24 protein-coding genes are annotated in these 21,902 nt (G+C 34.9%); all 24 read left to right on the top strand.

Going from position 1 to position 21,902, the window contains the following annotated elements:
* The first annotated feature begins 19 nt into the window (after nucleotides 1–19).
* Nucleotides 20–1,003: a signal recognition particle-docking protein FtsY gene (gene ftsY / locus AC3ASS_RS02280; protein ID WP_488281884.1), complete on the top strand. Its 984-nt coding sequence runs from the start codon at nucleotides 20–22 to the stop codon at nucleotides 1,001–1,003.
* Between the two features lie 122 nt (nucleotides 1,004–1,125).
* Nucleotides 1,126–1,458, top strand: coding sequence for a putative DNA-binding protein (locus AC3ASS_RS02275; protein ID WP_488281883.1), 333 nt, complete (start codon nucleotides 1,126–1,128; stop codon nucleotides 1,456–1,458).
* Between the two features lie 11 nt (nucleotides 1,459–1,469).
* Nucleotides 1,470–2,813, top strand: coding sequence for a signal recognition particle protein (gene ffh / locus AC3ASS_RS02270; RefSeq protein ID WP_488281882.1), 1,344 nt, complete (start codon nucleotides 1,470–1,472; stop codon nucleotides 2,811–2,813).
* Nucleotides 2,814–2,929: 116 nt separating this feature from the next.
* Entirely contained in the window at nucleotides 2,930–3,202 is a 273-nt protein-coding gene (gene rpsP, locus AC3ASS_RS02265) for a 30S ribosomal protein S16 (RefSeq protein WP_488281881.1), read from the top strand.
* 8 nt (nucleotides 3,203–3,210) lie between these two features.
* Nucleotides 3,211–3,444, top strand: coding sequence for a KH domain-containing protein (locus AC3ASS_RS02260; protein WP_488281880.1), 234 nt, complete (start codon nucleotides 3,211–3,213; stop codon nucleotides 3,442–3,444).
* 169 nt (nucleotides 3,445–3,613) lie between these two features.
* Nucleotides 3,614–4,000, top strand: coding sequence for a YlqD family protein (locus tag AC3ASS_RS02255; protein ID WP_488281879.1), 387 nt, complete (start codon nucleotides 3,614–3,616; stop codon nucleotides 3,998–4,000).
* Nucleotides 4,001–4,012: 12 nt separating this feature from the next.
* Nucleotides 4,013–4,528: a ribosome maturation factor RimM gene (rimM, locus tag AC3ASS_RS02250; protein ID WP_488281878.1), complete on the top strand. Its 516-nt coding sequence runs from the start codon at nucleotides 4,013–4,015 to the stop codon at nucleotides 4,526–4,528.
* Nucleotides 4,528–5,268 carry a tRNA (guanosine(37)-N1)-methyltransferase TrmD gene (trmD, locus tag AC3ASS_RS02245; protein ID WP_488281877.1) on the top strand — a complete coding sequence of 247 codons (741 nt, stop codon included), beginning with the start codon at nucleotides 4,528–4,530 and terminating at the stop codon, nucleotides 5,266–5,268. The genes rimM and trmD overlap by 1 nt, the downstream gene beginning before the upstream one ends.
* A 135-nt stretch (nucleotides 5,269–5,403) precedes the next feature.
* On the top strand, nucleotides 5,404–5,748 hold the full coding sequence (gene rplS, locus AC3ASS_RS02240) for a 50S ribosomal protein L19 (RefSeq protein WP_488281876.1): 345 nt from the start codon (nucleotides 5,404–5,406) through the stop codon (nucleotides 5,746–5,748).
* Between the two features lie 148 nt (nucleotides 5,749–5,896).
* Complete coding sequence (lepB, locus tag AC3ASS_RS02235) at nucleotides 5,897–6,427, top strand: signal peptidase I (RefSeq protein ID WP_488281875.1); 531 nt, start codon at nucleotides 5,897–5,899, stop codon at nucleotides 6,425–6,427.
* A gap of 16 nt (nucleotides 6,428–6,443) precedes the next feature.
* Nucleotides 6,444–7,310 (top strand): ribosome biogenesis GTPase YlqF, encoded by an 867-nt coding sequence (ylqF, locus tag AC3ASS_RS02230; RefSeq protein WP_488281874.1) that lies wholly within the window; start codon nucleotides 6,444–6,446, stop codon nucleotides 7,308–7,310.
* Between the two features lie 67 nt (nucleotides 7,311–7,377).
* The gene (rnhB, locus tag AC3ASS_RS02225; RefSeq protein WP_488281873.1) at nucleotides 7,378–8,151 is read left to right on the top strand and encodes a ribonuclease HII; all 774 of its coding nucleotides are present in this window, start codon (nucleotides 7,378–7,380) and stop codon (nucleotides 8,149–8,151) included.
* Between the two features lie 20 nt (nucleotides 8,152–8,171).
* A complete protein-coding gene (locus AC3ASS_RS02220; protein ID WP_488281872.1) occupies nucleotides 8,172–9,800 on the top strand; it encodes a hypothetical protein in 1,629 nt (542 codons plus the stop codon).
* The gene (locus AC3ASS_RS02215; protein ID WP_488281871.1) at nucleotides 9,797–10,081 is read left to right on the top strand and encodes an EscU/YscU/HrcU family type III secretion system export apparatus switch protein; all 285 of its coding nucleotides are present in this window, start codon (nucleotides 9,797–9,799) and stop codon (nucleotides 10,079–10,081) included. Before AC3ASS_RS02220 ends, AC3ASS_RS02215 begins: the two co-directional genes overlap by 4 nt.
* A gap of 332 nt (nucleotides 10,082–10,413) precedes the next feature.
* Nucleotides 10,414–11,574, top strand: coding sequence for an ADP-forming succinate--CoA ligase subunit beta (gene sucC, locus AC3ASS_RS02210; protein WP_488281870.1), 1,161 nt, complete (start codon nucleotides 10,414–10,416; stop codon nucleotides 11,572–11,574).
* A gap of 44 nt (nucleotides 11,575–11,618) precedes the next feature.
* A complete protein-coding gene (gene sucD / locus AC3ASS_RS02205) occupies nucleotides 11,619–12,521 on the top strand; it encodes a succinate--CoA ligase subunit alpha (protein WP_488281869.1) in 903 nt (300 codons plus the stop codon).
* A gap of 49 nt (nucleotides 12,522–12,570) precedes the next feature.
* On the top strand, nucleotides 12,571–13,449 hold the full coding sequence (gene dprA / locus AC3ASS_RS02200; RefSeq protein ID WP_488281899.1) for a DNA-processing protein DprA: 879 nt from the start codon (nucleotides 12,571–12,573) through the stop codon (nucleotides 13,447–13,449).
* A 156-nt stretch (nucleotides 13,450–13,605) separates the two neighbouring features.
* Nucleotides 13,606–15,684 (top strand): type I DNA topoisomerase, encoded by a 2,079-nt coding sequence (topA, locus tag AC3ASS_RS02195; protein ID WP_488281868.1) that lies wholly within the window; start codon nucleotides 13,606–13,608, stop codon nucleotides 15,682–15,684.
* Nucleotides 15,685–15,914: 230 nt separating this feature from the next.
* Nucleotides 15,915–17,222 (top strand): FADH(2)-oxidizing methylenetetrahydrofolate--tRNA-(uracil(54)-C(5))-methyltransferase TrmFO, encoded by a 1,308-nt coding sequence (trmFO, locus tag AC3ASS_RS02190; RefSeq protein ID WP_488281867.1) that lies wholly within the window; start codon nucleotides 15,915–15,917, stop codon nucleotides 17,220–17,222.
* Nucleotides 17,223–17,284: 62 nt separating this feature from the next.
* The gene (gene xerC / locus AC3ASS_RS02185; protein ID WP_488281866.1) at nucleotides 17,285–18,178 is read left to right on the top strand and encodes a tyrosine recombinase XerC; all 894 of its coding nucleotides are present in this window, start codon (nucleotides 17,285–17,287) and stop codon (nucleotides 18,176–18,178) included.
* Between the two features lie 23 nt (nucleotides 18,179–18,201).
* Entirely contained in the window at nucleotides 18,202–18,744 is a 543-nt protein-coding gene (gene hslV / locus AC3ASS_RS02180) for an ATP-dependent protease subunit HslV (protein WP_488281865.1), read from the top strand.
* Nucleotides 18,745–18,756: 12 nt separating this feature from the next.
* The gene (gene hslU, locus AC3ASS_RS02175) at nucleotides 18,757–20,169 is read left to right on the top strand and encodes an ATP-dependent protease ATPase subunit HslU (protein ID WP_488281864.1); all 1,413 of its coding nucleotides are present in this window, start codon (nucleotides 18,757–18,759) and stop codon (nucleotides 20,167–20,169) included.
* A 78-nt stretch (nucleotides 20,170–20,247) separates the two neighbouring features.
* On the top strand, nucleotides 20,248–21,027 hold the full coding sequence (gene codY, locus AC3ASS_RS02170) for a GTP-sensing pleiotropic transcriptional regulator CodY (protein ID WP_488281863.1): 780 nt from the start codon (nucleotides 20,248–20,250) through the stop codon (nucleotides 21,025–21,027).
* 485 nt (nucleotides 21,028–21,512) lie between these two features.
* A complete protein-coding gene (gene flgB, locus AC3ASS_RS02165; protein ID WP_488281862.1) occupies nucleotides 21,513–21,902 on the top strand; it encodes a flagellar basal body rod protein FlgB in 390 nt (129 codons plus the stop codon).

The following is a 21,902-nucleotide window of genomic DNA, read 5'->3' as shown; positions in this document are numbered from 1 at the left end:
GTTTGAAGGAGTGGTTGTATTGAGTTTTTTAAAAAAATTAAAGGAAACGATCGCTAAACGGACAGATTCCGTAACGGAAAAATTTAAAGAAGGGTTAGCGAAAACAAGAAATAGTTTTTCCGAAAAAGTGAACGACCTTGTAGCTCGTTATCGAAAAGTTGATGAAGATTTTTTCGAAGAATTGGAAGAAATTTTAATCCAAGCAGATGTTGGCTTTGAGACAGTAATGGAATTAGTCGACGAATTAAAAATGGAAGTAAAACGCCGTAATATTCAAGAACCGAGCGAAATGCAAGATGTTATTTCTGAAAAGTTAGTGGAGATTTATCAAGACGGCGAACAAGCACTGTCGAAAATGAATATTCAAGAAGATGGATTGACTGTTATTTTAATGGTTGGAGTAAATGGAGTTGGAAAAACAACAACGATCGGAAAATTAGCTTATAAATATAAACAAGAAGGTAAAAAAGTATTGTTAGCTGCTGGAGATACGTTTCGTGCGGGTGCTATTGACCAATTGGAAGTATGGGGAGAGCGCGTTGGAGTAGAGGTCATTAAACAAAGTGAAGGATCTGATCCAGCAGCAGTCATGTATGATGCTGCTCAGGCCGCGAAATCTAGAGGTGTAGATATTTTACTTTGTGATACAGCAGGACGTCTACAAAATAAAGTAAACTTAATGAAAGAACTTGAAAAAGTAAAAAGAGTTATTGAACGGGAAATTCCAGGGGCACCACATGAAGTATTGTTAGTTCTTGATGCTACCACTGGACAAAATGCCTTAGTGCAAGCGAAAACGTTTAAAGAATCTACAGATGTAACAGGAATAGTATTAACAAAGCTCGATGGAACCGCTAAAGGTGGAATTGTTTTAGCGATACGAAAAGAACTTAAGATTCCTGTAAAATTTGTCGGCCTTGGGGAAAAAATGGATGATTTACAGGAATTCGATCCAGAACAATATGTATATGGCTTATTCTCAAATGTGATCGAACAACAATAAGTGAGGATTGACCTCACTTATTTCTATATGAGTCCCTATTCCCTTTATAAAGTTGACAGTCTCAAATTTATTTTGTAATATATACCTGTAAAGGTTTTTCACTTAACACTGGAGGGATAACGATGCTTGAGAAAACAACGCGAATGAACTATTTATATGATTTTTATCAGTCGTTGTTGACTCCTAAGCAGCGTAGCTATATGTCCCTTTACTATCTAGATGATTACTCACTTGGTGAAATTGCGGAAGAATATAATGTTAGCCGTCAAGCAGTCTATGACAATATTAAAAGAACAGAAGCGATGCTTGAAGAGTATGAAGAAAAACTTTTACTGTTTAATAAATTTCAAGAGCGCACAAAGTTGCTTTCAAAAATGGAAAATATGATCGAAAACGATTCTTTTGATAAGAATCAATTGTTAGAAATGATTCAAACGCTTAAGAAATTAGATTAGGAGGCGGCATCATGGCATTTGAAGGGTTAGCCGACCGACTGCAACAGACGATTCAAAAAATTCGCGGAAAAGGTAAAGTTTCTGAATCTGATGTTAAAGAAATGATGCGTGAAGTCCGATTGGCATTACTGGAAGCGGACGTTAACTTTAAAGTGGTCAAAGACTTTATTAAAAAAGTAAGTGAACGAGCGGTTGGACAAGAAGTTATGAAAAGTCTGACGCCCGGTCAACAAGTAATAAAAGTGGTTAAGGAAGAATTAACCGAACTTATGGGTGGAGAACAAAGCAAAATTGCTGTTAGTTCTCGTCCTCCTACTGTCATTATGATGGTTGGGTTGCAAGGGGCTGGTAAAACAACAACAACCGGGAAATTAGCGAATTTTATTCGGAAAAAACATAACCGAAATCCGTTATTAGTTGCAGCGGATATTTATCGGCCTGCTGCGATTAAACAATTAGAAACATTAGGAAAGCAATTATCCATTCCTGTTTTTTCCCTAGGTGATCAAGTTAGCCCGGTTACGATAGCTAAAGAAGCAATTGAAAAAGCGAAAGCAGAGCATCATGATTATGTATTCATTGATACAGCCGGTCGTCTACACATCGATGTACATTTAATGGACGAATTAAAAGCCATTAAAGAAGAGGTACAACCAGATGAGATATTCCTTGTTGTCGATGCCATGACAGGTCAAGATGCAGTTAATGTTGCTAATAGCTTCAATGAACAGCTAGGGATTACCGGTGTTATATTAACTAAACTTGATGGCGATACAAGAGGTGGAGCCGCATTATCCATTCGGGCTGTAACCAATAAGCCGATTAAATTTGTCGGTCTTGGGGAGAAAATGGATGCGATTGAACCTTTCCATCCAGAACGTATGGCGTCAAGAATTTTAGGAATGGGCGATGTATTAACCTTAATAGAAAAAGCACAGGCAACAGTGGACGCAGAAAAAGCAAAAGAGTTAGAGCGGAAAATGAAAACTGCTTCATTTACACTCGATGACTTCCTCGAACAGCTTAGCCAAGTGAAAAAGATGGGTCCACTCGATGAATTGTTAAAAATGCTTCCTGGTGCAAATAAAATTAAAGGATTAAATAATTTGCAAATTGATGAAAAACAAATTAGTCATGTGGAAGCAATTATTCGCTCGATGACGCCGGAAGAAAAGATGAATCCGGAAATTATCAATGCAAGCCGCAGAAAACGAATTGCTAAAGGTAGCGGAAGAAATATTCAAGAAGTAAACCGACTATTGAAGCAATTTGAAGATATGAAGAAAATGATGAAACAAATGACCAATATGGGTAAAGGTAAGAAAAAAGGTGGATTTAAATTTCCATTTATGTAATGGACCATATATAATTTATATTGGAAAATCATACTGTTAAGAAAAAACACTTTACAAACTAAAAACTAATTGATATTATACTATCTTGTGTGAAACTATTCGGAGGTGCTTAAATAATGGCAGTAAAAATTCGTTTAAAACGTATGGGAGCAAAAAAATCTCCTTTTTATCGTATTGTAGTAGCTGACTCTCGTTCTCCACGTGACGGTCGTTTTATTGAAACGATTGGTACGTACAACCCAGTAAGTGAGCCAGCACAAATCGAAATCAACGAAGAATTAGCTCTTAAATGGTTACAAACCGGTGCAAAACCTTCTGACACAGTTCGTAACCTACTTTCTAAAAAAGGGATTATGGAAAAATTTCATAATCTAAAATACAACAAATAATGATGGCGATGAAATCATTAATTGAAACGATTGTAAAGTCGTTGGTAGATTCTCCGGATGACGTGAATGTTACCGTCACGGAAGAAGATCACCGTATTGTTTACAAACTTTCCGTTCATAAAAACGATATGGGGAAAGTTATCGGTAAACAAGGAAGAGTCGCCAAAGCTATTCGAACTGTTGTTTATGCAGCAGCAGGATCGACAGAAAAAAAGAAGGTTTTCCTAGAAATCGGTGAATAAAAAGGTGTCCCTTAGTTTGGGACACCTTTTTTCAACTAGACAATATAGAAAAAGTATGTAACCCTAACATTTGACGAAGGATTGCTTTCATCAAAGGAAATGGTATATCGGTTATAATGGGTTTTAAGGTCATAAGAAAATGGGTATTGTTGAATGGGAGGCCATATGGATGCAAATAATACAGAAGGTTGTGGTAAAACAAGTATTAACGGAAGAAAGTAAAAAATGGCTTCATGAACAGTTTCAACAAAGAAAAAATCAATGGCAAAAAGAATGTGATCAGCTTCGGTTTGAAATGAAGCGACTAAGAAAAGAAAAAAAATATCCGCCCAGCCAAGTTGTAACATATTTTGAAAAAGAAATATCCAATCGGCAAGAAAAAATAAAATTATTAGATTTTCAATTGAAACAATTAGAATTATTGCCATTAGGCAGTGAAATTAAAGATCGTGAAGTACAAGCAATCATAAATGTAGAAGTTGGCGACAAGTGGGATGAAAAAACAAGAGATAAAACGATTGTTATTAAAGATGGAATAGTAGTTGATATTCGTTAGAGGTGATAGACATTGAGTAATTGGTTTAATGTAGGAAAAATTGTTAATACACATGGGATAGCTGGAGAAGTACGTGTTATCTCTCGTACCGATTTTAAAGATGAACGATATAAAAAGGGAAATAAATTGTATTTGTTTATGCCTGACAATGCAGAACCTATTCCATTGACCGTTAAAAGTTGGAGAACACATAAAAACTTCGATTTATTATCCTTTGAAGGATATAACTCTATTAATGATGTTGAAAAATGGAAAGGAGGAATATTAAAAGTTTCTGAAGAACAATTGAATTCTCTTGATGAAGATGAATATTATTTCCATGAAATCATTGGTTGTAAAGTTTTATTACCAAATGATGAAGAAATTGGGAAAGTTACAGAAATTTTAACTCCCGGTGCGAATGACGTATGGGTGGTTAAAGGAAAAGGAAAGACGTATTATATCCCATATATTGAACATGTAGTGGTAGAAGTGAACGTAAAGGAAAAGTATATTGTCATTGAACCGATGGAAGGATTGTTAGACTAATGCGGATCGATATTTTAACGTTATTTCCAAATATGTTTACAAATGTCCTAGGAGAATCGATGTTGCATAAAGCAACATTAAATGGACAGGTTGAATACAATGTTGTGAATTTCCGCGATTTTGCTGACAATAAACACCATACTGTTGATGATTATCCTTATGGTGGAGGAGCGGGAATGGTGTTAAAAGCACAACCTATCGTAGATGCGGTTCAAGATATTAAAACAAAAAGTAATAGTAAAAATCCGAGAGTCATTTTATTATGTCCACAAGGAAAACGATATAATCAAAAGATGGCGGAACAATTGTCGAAAGAGGAACATTTAATTTTTATTTGTGGTCATTACGAAGGATATGATGAGAGAATCCGAGAAATGGTAGTAACGGATGAAATTTCGATTGGGGATTTTATTTTGACTGGTGGAGAACTTGGGGCGATGGTCATAATAGACAGTGTCGTCCGTCTATTACCTGGTGTTCTAGGGAATGAACAATCCCCAGTCCAAGATTCATTTTCTACCGGACTTTTAGAACATCCTCAATATACTAGACCTAGAGACTTTAGAGGCTATAAAGTTCCAGATGTATTACTATCTGGTGATCATAAAAAAATAGAAGAATGGAGAAAAAAAGAATCTTTGAAGAGAACACTTCAAAGAAGACCTGATCTATTGGAAGAATATCCATTGACCGAGCAAGAGAAGAAATGGCTAATCGAGTTGAAAGAGGAACAAAACTAGCTATTGCAACAACAAAACACATATGTTATGATTAATTTTGTGACTTAGGGTAGTTTTGCCCTTTTGTCTTGAAAACGATGTTCCGCTGCAATATTTTTTAGATTGTAAGAGCATCCGGAGAAGGAGTTGAGTAAAGTGCATAAATTAATTCAAGAAATCACTAAAGAACAACTTCGCACTGATTTACCGGATTTCCGCCCTGGTGACACAGTACGTGTACACGTAAAAGTTGTTGAGGGTACACGCGAGCGTATCCAAATTTTTGAAGGCGTTGTTATTAAACGTCGCGGTGGCGGAATCAGTGAAACTTTTACTGTTCGTAAGGTTTCTTACGGAGTAGGAGTTGAGCGTACATTCCCGGTTCACACTCCAAAAATTGCGAAGTTAGAAGTTGTACGTCGTGGTAAAGTACGTCGTGCGAAACTTTATTACTTACGTGAACTTCGCGGTAAAGCAGCACGTATTAAAGAAATTCGATAATAAACCGTTAAAAGGAGCTTATTTTAATAAGCTCCTTTTCCTTTTCAGAAAAATTGTTTTTTCTATTATTTTTATTTTCATTGTTTTGAAACCATATAATTATGTAAAATAAATAATAGAGCAATTATATAATTGGAGGAACTGCAAATTGACTAAGAAAAAGAAAAACGAGCTTTGGGAATGGACGAAAGCTTTATTAATTGCAGCGGCATTAGCGGGAATCATTCGATATTTTTTATTTACTCCTATTATTGTCGATGGGTCATCTATGTACCCTACCTTAAAAGATGATAATCGCATGATTGTCAATAAACTTTCCTATGTGTTTGGGGAACCGAAACGCTTCGATATCATTGTTTTCCATGCTGCAGAAAAAAAGGATTACATAAAAAGAGTGATCGGTTTACCGGGGGAAACGGTTGAATATAGAAATGATACGTTATACATAAATGGTAAAAAATATGATGAACCTTATTTAGACGAATTAAAAAAAGAAACGGAAGGCTTATTGACGGAATCTTTTATCGTAACAGTACCTAAGGATCATATATTTGTTTTAGGTGACAATCGACGTTTTAGTCGAGATAGTCGACATATTGGGGCGATCCCATTGAAAGAAATTTTAGGGAAAACGAATTTCGTTTATTGGCCATACAAAGAAATTAGATTTGTAGACTAGAAAGGAGACATTCGGTTTGACAATCCAATGGTTTCCTGGACACATGGCAAAAGCCAGGAGAGAGATAACTGAAAAATTAAAACTTATCGATATTGTTTTTGAAATTTTAGATGCTAGAGTACCATATTCTTCGCAAAATCCGATGATTGAAGAAATGATTCAACAAAAACCTAGAATCATATTATTAAATAAGGCAGATATGGCTGATCCGGATAAAACAAAATTATGGGTAGACTATTTTCAGAATAAAAATATTCCAACATTAGCCATTAACGCTCAAGAAGGAATCGGAATTAAGCAAATCGTTCAAATTTCGAAAGAATTGTTAAAAGAAAAATTCGATAAAATGAGAGCAAGAGGAATTCAAAATCCTAGAGCGATTCGCGCGATGATTGTAGGGATTCCGAATTCAGGGAAATCTACACTAATTAATCGATTAGCAAAGAAAAATATTGCTAAAACGGGGAATACACCAGGTGTCACGAAAGCTCAAAGTTGGATTAAAGTAGGGAAAGAATTAGAACTGCTCGATACACCTGGAATATTATGGCCAAAATTTGATGACCAAGAAGTTGGTTATAAACTTGCTGTAACTGGAGCGATAAAAGATACAATATTAAATTTACAAGATATCGCCGTTTATACGTTAAAATTTTTAATGAAAGAATATCCGCATCGACTAAAAGAACGGTACCAACTTCAAGAAATCCCAGAGGAAATCGTTGAATTATTTGATGCTATTGGGAAAAACAGAGGTTGTCTTATGAGCGGTGGTATGATTGATTATGATAAAACGTCTGAAATCATCATCCGCGATATTCGTTCTGAAAAATTTGGCAGAATTACGTTAGAAACGCCTATAGATATAAAGGATGTTGAGTGAAAGGTCCTACAAGGGCCTTCATTTTCTTTTTTCAGAACCGATAAAAAATAAGAGGAGAAAGTCTTTTATGGATACATATACAATAAAAGAAATTGAAGAAAAGTTACAATCCATTAAAAGTGTCGATGATCCTTTTTTCATTCGTTGTAAAAATGATTCAAGAAAAGGAGTTCAATTGCTCGTTAAAAAATGGGAGAAAAATTTTCAAAAGAGTTTAGAGCTTAACAAACAATTTGAAAACATGATGATATTTGAAAAATCATTAAAGCAAAAAGGATTCCAACGGATTGCAGGAGTTGATGAAGTTGGAAGAGGACCGCTTGCAGGACCAGTTGTAGCAGCTTCCGTCATTTTACCTGATGATTTTTATTTGCCTGGAATAAATGATTCAAAAAAATTAACGGAAGCAAAGCGGGAACAATTGTATGAAGATATCGTGAAAAATTGTGTAAGTTATGGAATTGGTATTGTTCAAGCGGAAGAAATTGACGTATTGAATATATATCAAGCAACAAAAAAAGCAATGGTCCATGCTGTCCATGCTTTATGTATGAAACCTGATTACTTACTTATTGATGCTCTCGAAATAGATGTGCCTTTCCCACAGGAAAGTATTATTAAAGGGGATGCGAAGTCTGTTTCAATTGCAGCTGCGTCGATCGTTGCGAAAGTAACCCGAGACCGCTTAATGGTGGAATATAGTAAAAAATATCCTGAATATGGATTTGAGAAAAATGCAGGATACGGGACGAAAGAGCATTTAGAAGCCATTCGACGTTACGGTCCAACACCGATCCATAGAAAATCTTTTAGTCCCATTAAAGAAATGATTGATCTATAAAGAAAAAGGAGGGGAGAGTTGTGAATGTTAATAAAGTGGATGGAACTATATCTCAAACCATTACAGATCAATCTCTCCCAATATTTCAAAAAGGCGAAGTATTTTACGGAAAAATAAAACAACTTTATCAACATCAATATGCAACCATTACAATCGGTGGTCGTGAACTAACAGCACAACTTTTAACACCTCTTGAATTAAATAAAAGTTATTGGTTTCAAGTTGTAGATGTAGACGGAAAATTAATAGTAAAAACGATCACTCCAAAATTTTTGGACGACCCAAATGATTTTATATTGAAACATTTATCCATTCCATTGACAAAAGAACGAAGAATGATTGTGGAATATTTTCAAAAGCATCAACTCCCGTTAACGAAAGAGTTGTTAATGGAAGCGAGCCACCTGATAAAACAAAGCCAGTCAATGGAAGTTGGAGTTAATGTAATAGGGGAAATGGTTAAAAAGGGCCTTCCAATACGACATGAAATATTTCAATCATTATTGGAGCAAACTCTCAATCACCCCGTTACTCATTTATTAAACCAATTACTAAATGAGATTCCTGAGGAGGATCATTCAAATCCTACGATCAAAAAACTTGAACATATGTTACAACAATTGCTTTGGAGTAATCCAAAAAAAATCGATGATATACAAAATGAGCTCCTCTTAAGGGTGATTGAGCCACAGTCTAGTGAACATATAGCACAAAACTCATTTCAATTATTAAAAAACTGGGGGTTATTCCCCAATTTAGCAACAAAAGAGCAATTTATTCAAATCCTTTACCACTCGCTTTTTGAACCAATCGAGCAAGATGTTTCCATTAATCAAATGAAAGAAAAGATAGTGGTCATGCTAAATAAACAAAATAATGACCATGCTCCGCTTTTGAATGTATTAAAACAAATGGAAATTATTTCTTCCAATGTAAAACATGAAACTATTTTTCAATTTTTGCGAAAAGATCATTTATTAGTTCAACAGTTACTAAATCAAAAAATTCCCAAGGTTGTTGAATGGAAGAACGGAACTGAAGTAGCTCATTTTATACGAGATATTATTAAAGAAATTGGATTTCAATACGAATATGATAAATTTGTAAAATTGAACGTTCAAGAGGAACAGACAACCCTTAAGGAATTACTGCTTCAATTGGTTAAAAGTGAGCAGGCTTCATCATTAAGTAAAACAGCGGAACAAGTTCTTTATCGAATTACTGGTCAACAATTATTCAATGAATCTTCTTCTACAATGATTCAATATCAATTACAAATCCCAATCGCAATGTTTGATCAACCGATCGATGCAACAATCTCTTGGACGGGGAAAAAGGATGAAACTGGTAAAATCGATCCGAATTTTTGCAGAATTTTATTCGTGTTACAATTAGAAAGTTTGGGAGATTTAGCGATTGATTTAAATATACAAAATCGGATCATTTCGATGAGAATTTTCAACGATCATCCATTGATTGAAAAAGGAATTCAACAATTTTTTCCTATGCTAAAAGAACGATTACAATCGATTGAATATCATTTGCAAAGTGTTGTCATAAAACCATTTCAGGAACAAAAGAATTTAAAAATGGTTACCAAAGGTAAAAACGATCCGATCGTCCATTCTAAATTGGATGTGAGAATATGAAACCATATGTTAGAAAAACGGCTATTGCTTTAAGATATGAAGAAGGAAAGCATAAAAGTCCAATTGTCACTGCGAAAGGTAAAGGGAAAATTGCTGAAAAAATCATTGAAAAAGCAAAGGAAAATCAAATTCCCATACACGAAGATCCGTCTCTTGTTCAAATGTTAAGTAAATTGGACATTCACGATTCAATCCCTGAAGAATTGTATGTCGCAGTAGCAGAAGTATTTGCTTTTATTTATCAAATTGAAAAGGATATTGAAAAAAATGCTGAAGAATAATGTACTTTAACATGAAAAGCTCGATTACAGCTAATTAGTAGTCGAGCTTTTTATACTCTTTGCTTCTTTACATCTAGATATTGAATTGCTATTGTTAAGGGCTCGCTTAAGGAAGGCGGTAATGTTTACTATAAAACGAAACTATGAATAAAAGTTCTTTAATTTCTTAGTTCAAAATGTCAAAATTCCATAGTTTTACCCAAATTTTTCTATTTGAATTTAGGGAATTATTTTTTTAGATTTTAAGCTCGAACGGTAGACAATAATGTCGTCATTTTATAAAATGGAGACGCAGTGTATTTTTATTGAACAGTTTGATAGGAGGATGGAAAATGAATATCCATGAGTACCAAGGAAAAGAAATCCTCAGAAAATATGGGGTTAGCGTTCCTAATGGGAAAGTTGCGTTTACTGTTGAAGAAGCAGTAGAAGCAGCGAAAAGTCTTGGGACGGATGTAACAGTAGTAAAAGCGCAAATCCATGCTGGTGGCCGTGGAAAAGCTGGTGGAGTAAAAGTTGCGAAAAATTTAGATGAAGTTCGTACATATGCTAGTGAAATTTTAGGTAAAGTTTTAGTTACCCATCAAACAGGTCCAGAAGGAAAAGAAGTTAAGCGCTTACTTATTGAAGAAGGCTGCGATATTAAGAAAGAATATTATGTAGGATTAGTTTTAGACCGCGCAACTTCTAGAGTGGTATTAATGGCATCTGAAGAAGGTGGAACAGAAATCGAAGAAGTTGCAGCGAAAACTCCTGAAAAGATTTTCAAAGAATATATCGATCCTGTTGTAGGACTAACAGCTTTCCAAGCTCGTCGTATTGCATTTAATATTAATATTCCAGCAGAGCTTGTCAATCAAGCAGTGAAATTCATGATGGGCTTATACAATGTATTTGTGGAAAAAGATTGCTCCGTTGCGGAAATCAATCCACTTGTTGTAACTGGTGACGGAAAAGTTATGGCGCTTGATGCTAAATTAAACTTTGATTCCAACGCGCTATATCGTCATAAAGACATTTTAGAATATCGTGATTTAGATGAAGAAGATCCAAAAGAAATTGAAGCTTCTAAATATGATTTAAGTTATATTTCTTTAGACGGAAATATTGGATGTATGGTTAATGGTGCCGGTCTTGCGATGGCAACGATGGACATCATTAAATATTACGGTGGTGAGCCAGCTAACTTCTTAGATGTTGGTGGCGGTGCTACAGCTGAAAAAGTTACAGAAGCGTTCAAAATTATTCTTTCTGATCCAAATGTAAAAGGAATTTTCGTCAACATTTTTGGTGGAATTATGAAATGTGACGTTATCGCAACTGGTGTTGTTGAAGCTGCGAAACAAGTTGGTTTATCTGTTCCGTTAGTTGTACGCTTAGAAGGTACAAACGTGGACTTAGGTAAAAAGATTCTAAATGAATCTGGATTAAATATTATCGCTGCTGAATCAATGGCTGACGGTGCTCAAAAAATTGTTGAACTTGTAAAATAAATAGGTAAATATTGCTTGTCTAGAAATGAAAGGTGGGAAAGAACGTGAGCGTTTTTATTAATAAAGATACAAAAGTGATTGTTCAAGGTATCACTGGTAAAACAGCTCTCTTCCATACAAAACAAATGTTGGAATATGGAACAAACATCGTTGGAGGAACATCACCTGGTAAAGGTGGTACAGAAGTTGAAGGTGTACCTGTATTTAATACAGTTGAAGAAGCTGTAAAAGCAACTGGTGCGAATGCTTCTGTTATATATGTTCCAGCACCATTTGCAGCTGATGCGATTATGGAAGCAGTAGACGCTGAATTAGATTTAGTTATCTGTATTACAGAACATATCCCTGTTTTAGATATGGTAAAAGTAAAACGTTATATGGAAGGGAAAAAGACTCGTTTAATTGGTCCAAACTGCCCTGGAGTAATTACACCTGGCGAATGTAAAATTGGAATTATGCCTGGATACATTCATACAAAAGGCCATATCGGTGTCGTTTCTCGTTCTGGTACGTTAACTTATGAAGCAGTACATCAATTATCTCAAGCAGGTATCGGTCAATCAACAGCAGTTGGTATCGGTGGAGACCCTGTCAATGGTACAAACTTTATTGATGTATTAAAAGCATTTAACGAAGATCCTGAAACATATGCGGTTATTATGATTGGGGAAATTGGCGGTACTGCGGAAGAAGAAGCTGCTGAATGGGTAAAAGCAAATATGACAAAACCTGTTGTTGGCTTTATCGGTGGTCGTACAGCACCTCCTGGAAAACGTATGGGCCATGCTGGTGCAATTATCTCTGGTGGTAAAGGTACGGCAGATGAAAAAATTCGTGTAATGAACGAATGCGGCATTCAAGTAGCTGAAACGCCTTCTGTTATTGGTGAAACATTAATTAAAGTATTAAAAGAAAAAGGTTTATACGAAAAATGTAAAACACATTAATGAATACCCGCCTCCTGAAATAGGAGGCGTTTTCATCATATTGCAAAGGGTGATAGTTTTGGATGATGTGCGAAAGCGATTAATCCATTTACATCATTGTGACGGTATTGGTTGGAAAACGATCTATCAATTGTTGAAAATAGATTCCACTCTTAAATTCCTCAACGATAGTAATGAACTATTAAAATCCTCACCTTTAAAACTCCCAAACCACTTTGTCGATAATTTTCAAAACATTGATATTGAAGAAAAGTTGAAAACTTATAATAATCATGGTATAAAAATAATCACGATTATGGACAAGGAATACCCACCATTGCTTAAACAAATATTTGAACCACCATGGGTATTATATTTGAAAGGAAATATAAACTTATTACATAATAGAAAGAAAATCGCAGTTGTTGGTTCGAGAACGCCAACAGATTATGGACGACAATGCACAAACTATTTTGTAACAGAATTAGTTAAAAATGGATATACCATTATAAGTGGATTAGCAAGAGGGATAGATTCTCATGCTCATATAACTGCGATTAAGACTAATGGTCACACGATTGCGGTTCTTGGAAGTGGTTTTGCTCATATTTACCCAAAAGAACATACGTCCCTTGCGAACCTGATCGGGGAAAACCATTTATTAGTTTCTGAATATCCCCCGATGAGAAGGCCAGCTAAAATGAATTTCCCCGCGAGAAACAGAATTATTAGCGGCTTATCACAAGCAGTATTAGTAGTAGAAGCGAAAGAGAAAAGCGGCTCATTAATTACTGCACAATTCGCATTAAACGAAGGTAGAGACGTATATTCTGTACCAGGTTCCATCTTTAGCGAATGGTCTAAGGGAACCAATCAATTAATTCAAGACGGAGCAAAACCGGTTATTTCCATCGATGACATATTAGAGGAACTTCAAATATTTGAGTGAATGTTGGAAACAAACAAGCAAAAATGTATATATAAAATAATAAACGGGTATTTTTACAATCATTGAAAGAATTAATGGAATACAGTTGACAAATGTTAAATAATTCTTTAATAATTAGTGGAGATTTGTAATTTACCCCTCTAAGGAGGATAATAGATGTCAGACTACTTAGTAATAGTGGAATCGCCAGCAAAAGCAAAAACTATTGAACGTTATTTAGGAAAAAAATATAAGGTTAAAGCATCTATGGGACATGTTCGTGATTTACCGAAAAGTCAAATGGGTGTTGATATAAAAAATCATTATGAACCAAAATATATCACCATTAGGGGAAAAGGTCCCTTATTGAAAGAGTTAAAGAATGCTGCAAAAAAAGCGAAGAAAGTATTCCTAGCAGCTGACCCTGACCGAGAAGGGGAAGCAATCGCATGGCACTTAGCAAATAGCTTAGACTTAGATATTCATTCCGATTTAAGAGTTGTGTTCAATGAGATTACAAAAGATGCGATCAAAGAATCTTTTAAACATCCACGTCCAATCAATATGGATTTAGTAGACGCTCAACAAGCAAGAAGAATTTTGGACCGACTAGTCGGATATAATATTAGCCCTTTATTATGGAAAAAGGTGAAGAAAGGACTAAGCGCAGGTAGAGTTCAATCTGTAGCTGTTCGATTAATTATCGACAGAGAAAAGGAAATCAAAAATTTCAAACCTGAAGAATACTGGACAATTGATGGTCATTTTCTCATAGATAAACATTCATTTACCGCATCTTTTTATGGTAAAGGCGGGAAAAAGATTCAGCTTAAAACGGAAGATGAAGTGAAAGCAATTTTAAGGGAAATTGAAAATTCTGCTTTTACTGTTAAAACGGTTACAAAAAAAGAGCGTAGAAGAAGTCCAGCACCGCCGTTTACGACATCATCACTTCAACAAGAAGCAGCTCGTAAATTAAATTTCCGAGCGAAAAAAACAATGATGTTGGCTCAACAATTATATGAAGGAATCGATATAGGAAAAGAAGGAACAATCGGATTAATTACATATATGAGAACCGATTCCACACGTGTGTCAGAAGTGGCACAAAAAGAAGCAACTCAATATATTGAACAACAGTTCGGAAAAGAATTTGTATCAAATGAGTTGAAAAAAGAAAAGAAACAGCAGAATAAAACGCAAGATGCACACGAAGCGATTCGTCCAACAAGCGTTTTTAGGGACCCGAATTCAATAAAACCATACTTGTCCCGAGATCAATGGAGATTGTATAAATTAATTTGGGAACGATTTATCGCTAGTCAAATGGCTCAGGCGATTATGGATACAATGACCGTTGATTTATCAAACGGGTCCGTTGTTTTCAGAGCTAATGGATCAAAAATAAAGTTTCAAGGTTTTATGAAAGTATATGTTGAAGGTACCGATGATCAAAACGAAGAAAGGGAAAATATGCTTCCGGATTTAAAAGAAGGAGATCAGGTAAAAACAGACAAAATCACACCAAAACAGCATTTCACACAACCGCCTCCTCGATATACGGAAGCAAGACTGGTGAAAACTTTAGAAGAGTTAGGGATCGGGCGTCCTTCTACGTATGCACCGACACTAGATACGATTCAGCGACGTGGTTATGTATCATTGGAAAATAAACGCTTTGTTCCCACCGAGCTTGGGGAAATTGTTACAGAATTGATGTTGCAATTTTTCCCGGAAATATTAGATGTTGAATTTACGGCAAAAATGGAAAAAAATCTTGACGAGATTGAAGAAGGTAAAGTCAAATGGGTAACGATTATTGATGAATTTTATAAAGGTTTGGAAAAGAATTTAAAAAATGCTGAGCAAGAAATGCAAGAAGTTGAAATAGAAGATGAACAAACCGGAGAAAACTGTGAATTATGTGGCAATCCGATGGTCTATAAAATGGGGCGTTTTGGAAAATTTATGGCTTGCAGTAACTTCCCTGAATGTCGAAATACAAAAGCAATCGTGAAAAACATTGGTGTCAAATGTCCGAAATGTCATGAAGGAAATATTGTAGAACGAAAAAGTAAAAAGAAAAGATTATTTTACGGTTGTGATCGTTTCCCAGCTTGCGACTTCGTTTCTTGGGATAAACCGTTACAAAGACCTTGTCCAAATTGTAATGGTTTACTCGTAGAGAAAAAATTAAAAAAAGGAATACAAGTTCAATGTACTGAATGTCAATATAAAGAGGAACCGCAGCAATAGAGTAGAGTGGGCGTTTGCTCACTCTTTTCCAATTGCCTTCAATATTGGAATTTTCTTTAAAAGTTGTTACAGTCATTTGTCAATTTTATTACAGCTGAATATGAAACTTTTTTATTTTTGTTTCGTATTGTAAAATGCTATTGGTTACAATCAATATAGAAGAGTAAGATTTGAATAAAATGGGTAGAAAAATATACATAAGAAGCTATTAGCTCCATAGGAGGATGAATATGACTGAACCGATCGTAAATGTAGTGGGAGCAGGGTTAGCAGGAAGTGAAGCCGCATGGCAAATCGCTAATCGTGGAATTAAAGTGAAACTTTATGAGATGAGACCGGTTAAACAAACACCGGCCCATCATACCGATAAATTCGCTGAATTAGTATGTAGTAATTCTTTAAGAGCTAATTCGCTGACGAATGCTGTTGGTGTCATAAAAGAGGAGATGAGAAAATTAAATTCATTAATTATTTCCTCTGCCGATAAATGTCAAGTACCAGCAGGTGGTGCATTAGCTGTTGATCGTCACGAATTTGCCGGATATGTAACATCGAGTTTAAAAAATCACCCGAATGTAGAGGTAATTCATGAGGAAGTTACTTCGATTCCAGAAGGTATTACGGTTATAGCAACTGGACCATTAACAAGTCCAACTTTATCTGAACAACTAAAAAAATTAACAGGCGAGGACTACTTATATTTTTATGATGCTGCTGCTCCGATTATTGAAAAAGAGAGCATTAACATGGACAAAGTTTATTATAAATCTCGCTATGATAAAGGGGAAGCGGCTTATATAAATTGTCCAATGACAGAAGAAGAATTTGATCGTTTTTACGAAGCATTAATCTATGCGGAAACAGTACCTTTAAAAGAATTTGAAAAAGAGATATTCTTTGAAGGATGTATGCCCATTGAAGTAATGGCTAAACGAGGAAAAAAGACGATGTTATTTGGACCATTAAAGCCTGTTGGTTTGGAAGATCCAAGAACAGGTAAAAGGCCGTATGCAGTCGTTCAACTCCGTCAAGATGATGCAGCTGGGACATTATATAATATAGTAGGTTTCCAAACACACTTAAAATGGGGACCTCAAAAAGAAGTCATTCAAATGATACCTGGTCTTGAAAACGCAGAAATTGTTCGTTACGGTGTCATGCATCGAAATACTTTTATTAATTCACCGAAAGTTTTAATGCCAACCTATCAATTTAAAATGAAATCTACCTTATTTTTTGCTGGTCAAATGACAGGTGTGGAAGGGTATGTTGAATCTGCTGCAAGCGGTCTAGTTGCAGGGATCAATGCCGCTAGAATAGCCGCTGGTCAGGATCCAGTGATTTTTCCTGAAGAAACTGCTATTGGTAGTATGGCACGATACATTACAACGGCTAATCCAAATAATTTCCAACCGATGAATGTGAATTTTGGCTTATTCCCAGAGCTTCCTTATAAAGTGAAAGGGAAAGCTGAAAGAGCGGAACTTCACGCAAAAAGGGCATTAGAAACAATTCAGAACTTTGTGAAAAAATTGTAAAATTCGTTGCTTTTACAAGAAAACTATGTTAATATTTAGTAGCCCTTTGTGAGGTGAAGGCCATGAAAGAGCGTTCGTTATATACATTTATTGAATACTTAACGATTGAAAAAAATTATTCCGAACATACTGTTAGTCAATACAAAAAGGATATCGAAGATTTTTTTATGTTCATGAATGAACAAGGAATCTCAGATATCTGTGAGGTTGACGTAAATGTTGCAAGATTGTATATGACGAGCCTTTATGAAAAAAGGTATGCCAAAAGGTCAATATCACGCAAAATTTCTAGCTTACGCAGTTTTTACAAACTATTAAATCGTGAAAAAATCGTGGAAGATAATCCTTTCTCCTATGTCTCTACACCCAAACTGGAAAAACGGCTTCCGCAATTTTTTTATGAAGAAGAGTTAGAACATTTGTTTCATGTTTGTGATGAGTCAACACCTATAGGGCAGAGAAATAAGGCATTGCTTGAACTACTATACGGAACAGGTATACGTGTAAGTGAATGTGTGAATATAGAGTTACAACATATTGATGAATTTTTATCCGTTATTTTAGTTAAAGGAAAAGGAAATAAAGAAAGATATGTTCCTTTTGGTTCAATGGCCAAGAATGCTATCGTTCAATATATCAATGATGGCAGAAAAAAATTAATGGAAAATAAACAAAGTCACTCGTTTTTGTTTGTTAACCATCGAGGCGGTAAATTAACGGATCGAGGAATCAGACATATTTTAAATGACTTAATAGAAAAAACAGCAAAGTTATCCCACATTCACCCGCATATGTTGAGGCATACCTTTGCTACTCACATGTTGAATAATGGTGCAGATTTACGTTCTGTTCAAGAGCTTTTAGGTCATTCATCATTATCTTCAACGCAAGTGTATACACATGTTACGAAGGAACATTTAAGAAGGTCATACTTAAAGCATCATCCACGCGCATAATTGAGCGGGAGGGAGGTTTTTTTATGGGCAACTTTCATGCAACTACCATTTTTGCCATCCATCATAAAGGAAGTGCTGCAATGGCAGGAGATGGTCAAGTAACTTTTGGAAATGCAGTTGTCATGAAACATACTGCAAGAAAAGTAAGAAAGTTATTTAACGGAAAAGTATTAGCCGGTTTTGCGGGGTCAGTTGCGGATGCATTTACATTGTTTGAAATGTTTGAAGGGAAGTTGGAAGAATTTAATGGAAATCTCCAAAGAGCTGCGGTGGAACTTGCGAAACAATGGAGAAGCGATAAAGTATTAAGGAAGCTAGAAGCCATGTTAATCGTAATGAATGAATCTCATTTATTATTAATTTCAGGAACCGGAGAAGTAATTGAACCGGATGATGGTATTTTAGCCATTGGTTCCGGTGGGAATTATGCTTTAGCTGCAGGAAGAGCGTTAAAAAAATTTGCTGGTGGCCAACTAACAGCAAAAGAAATTGCAAAAGCAGCGTTAGAAACCGCGGCAGAGATATGTGTGTATACAAATGAAAATATTATTGTTGAAGAACTATAATGGGGTGATCCAATGAACCAAAAAGGGTTTCAATTAACTCCTCGACAAATTGTTGAAAAGCTTGATCAATATATTGTTGGTCAAAAAGAAGCAAAACGAGCTGTTGCCATTGCATTAAGAAACCGCTATCGCAGGTCATTATTAGGAGAAAATATTCGTGACGAAATTGTTCCAAAAAATATTTTAATGATTGGACCAACAGGAGTAGGGAAAACTGAAATTGCTCGGAGAATTGCCAAACTAGTAGGAGCGCCTTTCGTAAAAGTTGAAGCGACTAAATTTACGGAAGTAGGTTATGTCGGTCGTGATGTTGAATCGATGGTTCGTGATTTAGTGGAAACGAGCGTAAGATTAGTGAAAGAAGAAAAAATGCTACAGGTAAAAGAAAAAGCAGAAATTAACGCCAATCGTCGTCTTGTAGAAATTTTAGCACCATCATCTAATAAGTCTAACAATCAATTTAAAAATCCTTTCGAAATGTTGTTTGGAACAAATAACCAACAACAAAACAATTCTGAATCAGAAGAACAAGAAATGAAACTAACTGAACGAAGAAAAATGATTCGTGAAAAACTTGAAAAAGGCGAGCTAGAAAATGAGCTTGTAACCATTGAAGTTGAAGAACAAGCTCCATCCATGTTTGATTTATTCCAAGGTTCTGGTTTGGAACAAATGGGAATGAATATGCAAGATGCTTTAAGTAGTTTAATGCCAAGGAAAAAGAAAAAGCGGAAACTCCCTGTGAAAGATGCAAGAAAAATTTTAACAAATGAGGAAGCACAAAAATTAATTGACATGGATGAAGTTACACAAGAAGCAATTTTCCGCGCTGAACAAACAGGCATAATTTTTATCGATGAAATTGATAAAATTGCTAGTAAATCTTCCAATCAATCATCAGCGGATATTTCGCGGGAAGGTGTTCAACGAGATATTTTGCCAGTGGTAGAAGGATCAACAGTTGTTACAAAATATGGTCCAGTAAAAACGGATCACATCTTATTTATTGCAGCTGGGGCCTTTCATATGGCAAAACCATCCGACTTAATACCAGAGCTTCAAGGAAGATTTCCGATTCGAGTGGAATTGAAGAAATTGTTAGTTGAAGATTTTGTTCGTATTTTAGTGGAGCCGGATAATGCGCTCATCAAACAATATATTGCGCTACTTGAAACGGAAGGTATAAAAATTGAATTTTCTGACGATGCTATTCGTAGAATTGCAGAGATTGCGTTTGAAGTAAACCAAACGACGGATAATATCGGCGCAAGACGATTGCATACGATTATGGAAAAACTATTAGAAGATTTGTCATTTGAGGCGCCAGATATTACGTTAGAAAAGATTACGATTACCCCTCAATATGTGGATGAAAAATTACAAGCGATTTCGAAAGATAAAGATTTAAGTCAATTTATTTTATAATTAACTCGATTCAATCTTACATAGCAATGAACCTACATTATATCGAAATAATGAATATAGTATTAGGAGGAAACGAAAATGAATTTATTATCAAAAACAAGAAAAATTAATTCAATGTTACAAAATGCTGCAGGAAAACCCGTAAACTTTAAAGAAATGGCGGAAACTTTAAGAGATGTAATTGAAGCGAATGTATTCGTCGTAAGTAGACGTGGAAAATTACTTGGATTTGCTATTAACCAACAAATTGAAAATGAACGTATGAAAAAAATGTTAGAAGATCGTCAATTTCCAGAAGAATATACAAAAAACTTATTTAATGTTAAAGAAACTTCTCCAAACTTGGATGTTAATAGTGAATACACTGCTTTCCCTGTGGAAAACAAGGATCTATTCAAAGATGGTTTAACAACCATCGTTCCAATTATCGGTGGAGGAGAACGTCTAGGAACGTTAATTTTAGCTCGCTTGGATAAAGAATTTAATGACGATGACTTAATTTTAGGAGAGTATGGTGCAACAGTTGTAGGGATGGAAATTCTTCGTGAAAAAGCTGAAGAAATCGAAGAAGAAGCAAGAAGTAAAGCCGTTGTACAAATGGCAATCAGCTCACTTTCATATAGTGAATTAGAAGCTATCGAACATATTTTTGAAGAGTTAAAAGGAACAGAAGGACTTTTAGTTGCATCAAAAATTGCCGATCGTGTTGGAATTACTAGATCTGTTATCGTTAATGCACTTAGAAAATTAGAGAGTGCAGGAGTTATTGAATCTCGCTCATTAGGTATGAAAGGTACGTATATTAAAGTATTAAATGACAAGTTCCTAGTTGAATTGGAAAAATTAAAATCAAATTAATATAGTTAAATTAAAGCAGGTGTTTAGCATCGCCGAAAAGAATAGAATTGCTCTATCTTTTGGCGATTCAACACCTGCTTTTTTATTGTAATTATTGACAATATTTTTTCATGAGTTTGACAATATATTTTCGAATTTTATATTCATGTAATAGTTGTTACATATGTTAATTTAGTATAAAAGGACTATATAATAAGGCAGGAAATTTGAGAAATATGTCGAAAAATAGAATTATTCATGGAATTTTTTCGAATTTAACTTAAAAATAATAAAAACGTTTTTTCTTTTTTGGTAATCTATAAATATTCGTAAATAAGTATATTTTATGAGGGTATTTTATAAAAAACAGGAAAAAAGACACAAGAAATATTACTTATTTCACATAGACAATTGGGAATACCTACCTTAAAATGTAACGTAGATATCGAAATTTGTCAGAAAATAAAATGTAATAAATGATACAAAAAGATTACGAGGTGATGAAATTGTTATTCTCCAATACTATTTCAATATTGGAAAAAGGACTAGATTATTCTTCTGTTAAGCAAAAAGTCATATCTAGCAATATAGCTAATGTTGATACACCAAACTATAAGGCAAAAGATGTAAACTTTAGTGCATTTTTCGCACAAGAAAAAGCAAAAGTGATCGAAGCTAAACGCACAAATATCCGTCACATTCCTTTTCAATCATCATCTGGTAATCTTTCAATTGTTAATCGAAAAAATGTTCAATATAACCATAACGGAAATAGTGTCGATTTAGATAAAGAAATGGCAGATTTAGCAACGAACCAAATTTATTACAACGCATTAACGGAAAGAATAAATGGGAAATTTCAAACGTTACAAACGGTCATTAAAGGAGGGAAATAG

The sequence above is a fragment of the Bacillus sp. JST-5 genome (assembly GCF_057747715.1).
The sequence above is the reverse complement of the archived record's forward strand: the minus strand, read 5'-3'. Positions and strand labels throughout refer to the sequence as shown.

What these genes read in the sequence shown, in the direction of transcription:
- AC3ASS_RS02275 (WP_488281883.1), top strand. Translation starts at nt 1,126, where the DNA reads ATGCTTGAGAAAACAACGCGAATGAACTATTTATATGATTTTTATCAG.
- ffh (WP_488281882.1), top strand. Translation starts at nt 1,470, where the DNA reads ATGGCATTTGAAGGGTTAGCCGACCGACTGCAACAGACGATTCAAAAA.
- rpsP (WP_488281881.1), top strand. Translation starts at nt 2,930, where the DNA reads ATGGCAGTAAAAATTCGTTTAAAACGTATGGGAGCAAAAAAATCTCCT.
- AC3ASS_RS02260 (WP_488281880.1), top strand. Translation starts at nt 3,211, where the DNA reads ATGAAATCATTAATTGAAACGATTGTAAAGTCGTTGGTAGATTCTCCG.
- AC3ASS_RS02255 (WP_488281879.1), top strand. Translation starts at nt 3,614, where the DNA reads ATGCAAATAATACAGAAGGTTGTGGTAAAACAAGTATTAACGGAAGAA.
- trmD (WP_488281877.1), top strand. Translation starts at nt 4,528, where the DNA reads ATGCGGATCGATATTTTAACGTTATTTCCAAATATGTTTACAAATGTC.
- rnhB (WP_488281873.1), top strand. Translation starts at nt 7,378, where the DNA reads ATGGATACATATACAATAAAAGAAATTGAAGAAAAGTTACAATCCATT.
- AC3ASS_RS02215 (WP_488281871.1), top strand. Translation starts at nt 9,797, where the DNA reads ATGAAACCATATGTTAGAAAAACGGCTATTGCTTTAAGATATGAAGAA.
- sucC (WP_488281870.1), top strand. Translation starts at nt 10,414, where the DNA reads ATGAATATCCATGAGTACCAAGGAAAAGAAATCCTCAGAAAATATGGG.
- topA (WP_488281868.1), top strand. Translation starts at nt 13,606, where the DNA reads ATGTCAGACTACTTAGTAATAGTGGAATCGCCAGCAAAAGCAAAAACT.
- trmFO (WP_488281867.1), top strand. Translation starts at nt 15,915, where the DNA reads ATGACTGAACCGATCGTAAATGTAGTGGGAGCAGGGTTAGCAGGAAGT.
- xerC (WP_488281866.1), top strand. Translation starts at nt 17,285, where the DNA reads ATGAAAGAGCGTTCGTTATATACATTTATTGAATACTTAACGATTGAA.
- hslV (WP_488281865.1), top strand. Translation starts at nt 18,202, where the DNA reads ATGGGCAACTTTCATGCAACTACCATTTTTGCCATCCATCATAAAGGA.
- hslU (WP_488281864.1), top strand. Translation starts at nt 18,757, where the DNA reads ATGAACCAAAAAGGGTTTCAATTAACTCCTCGACAAATTGTTGAAAAG.
- codY (WP_488281863.1), top strand. Translation starts at nt 20,248, where the DNA reads ATGAATTTATTATCAAAAACAAGAAAAATTAATTCAATGTTACAAAAT.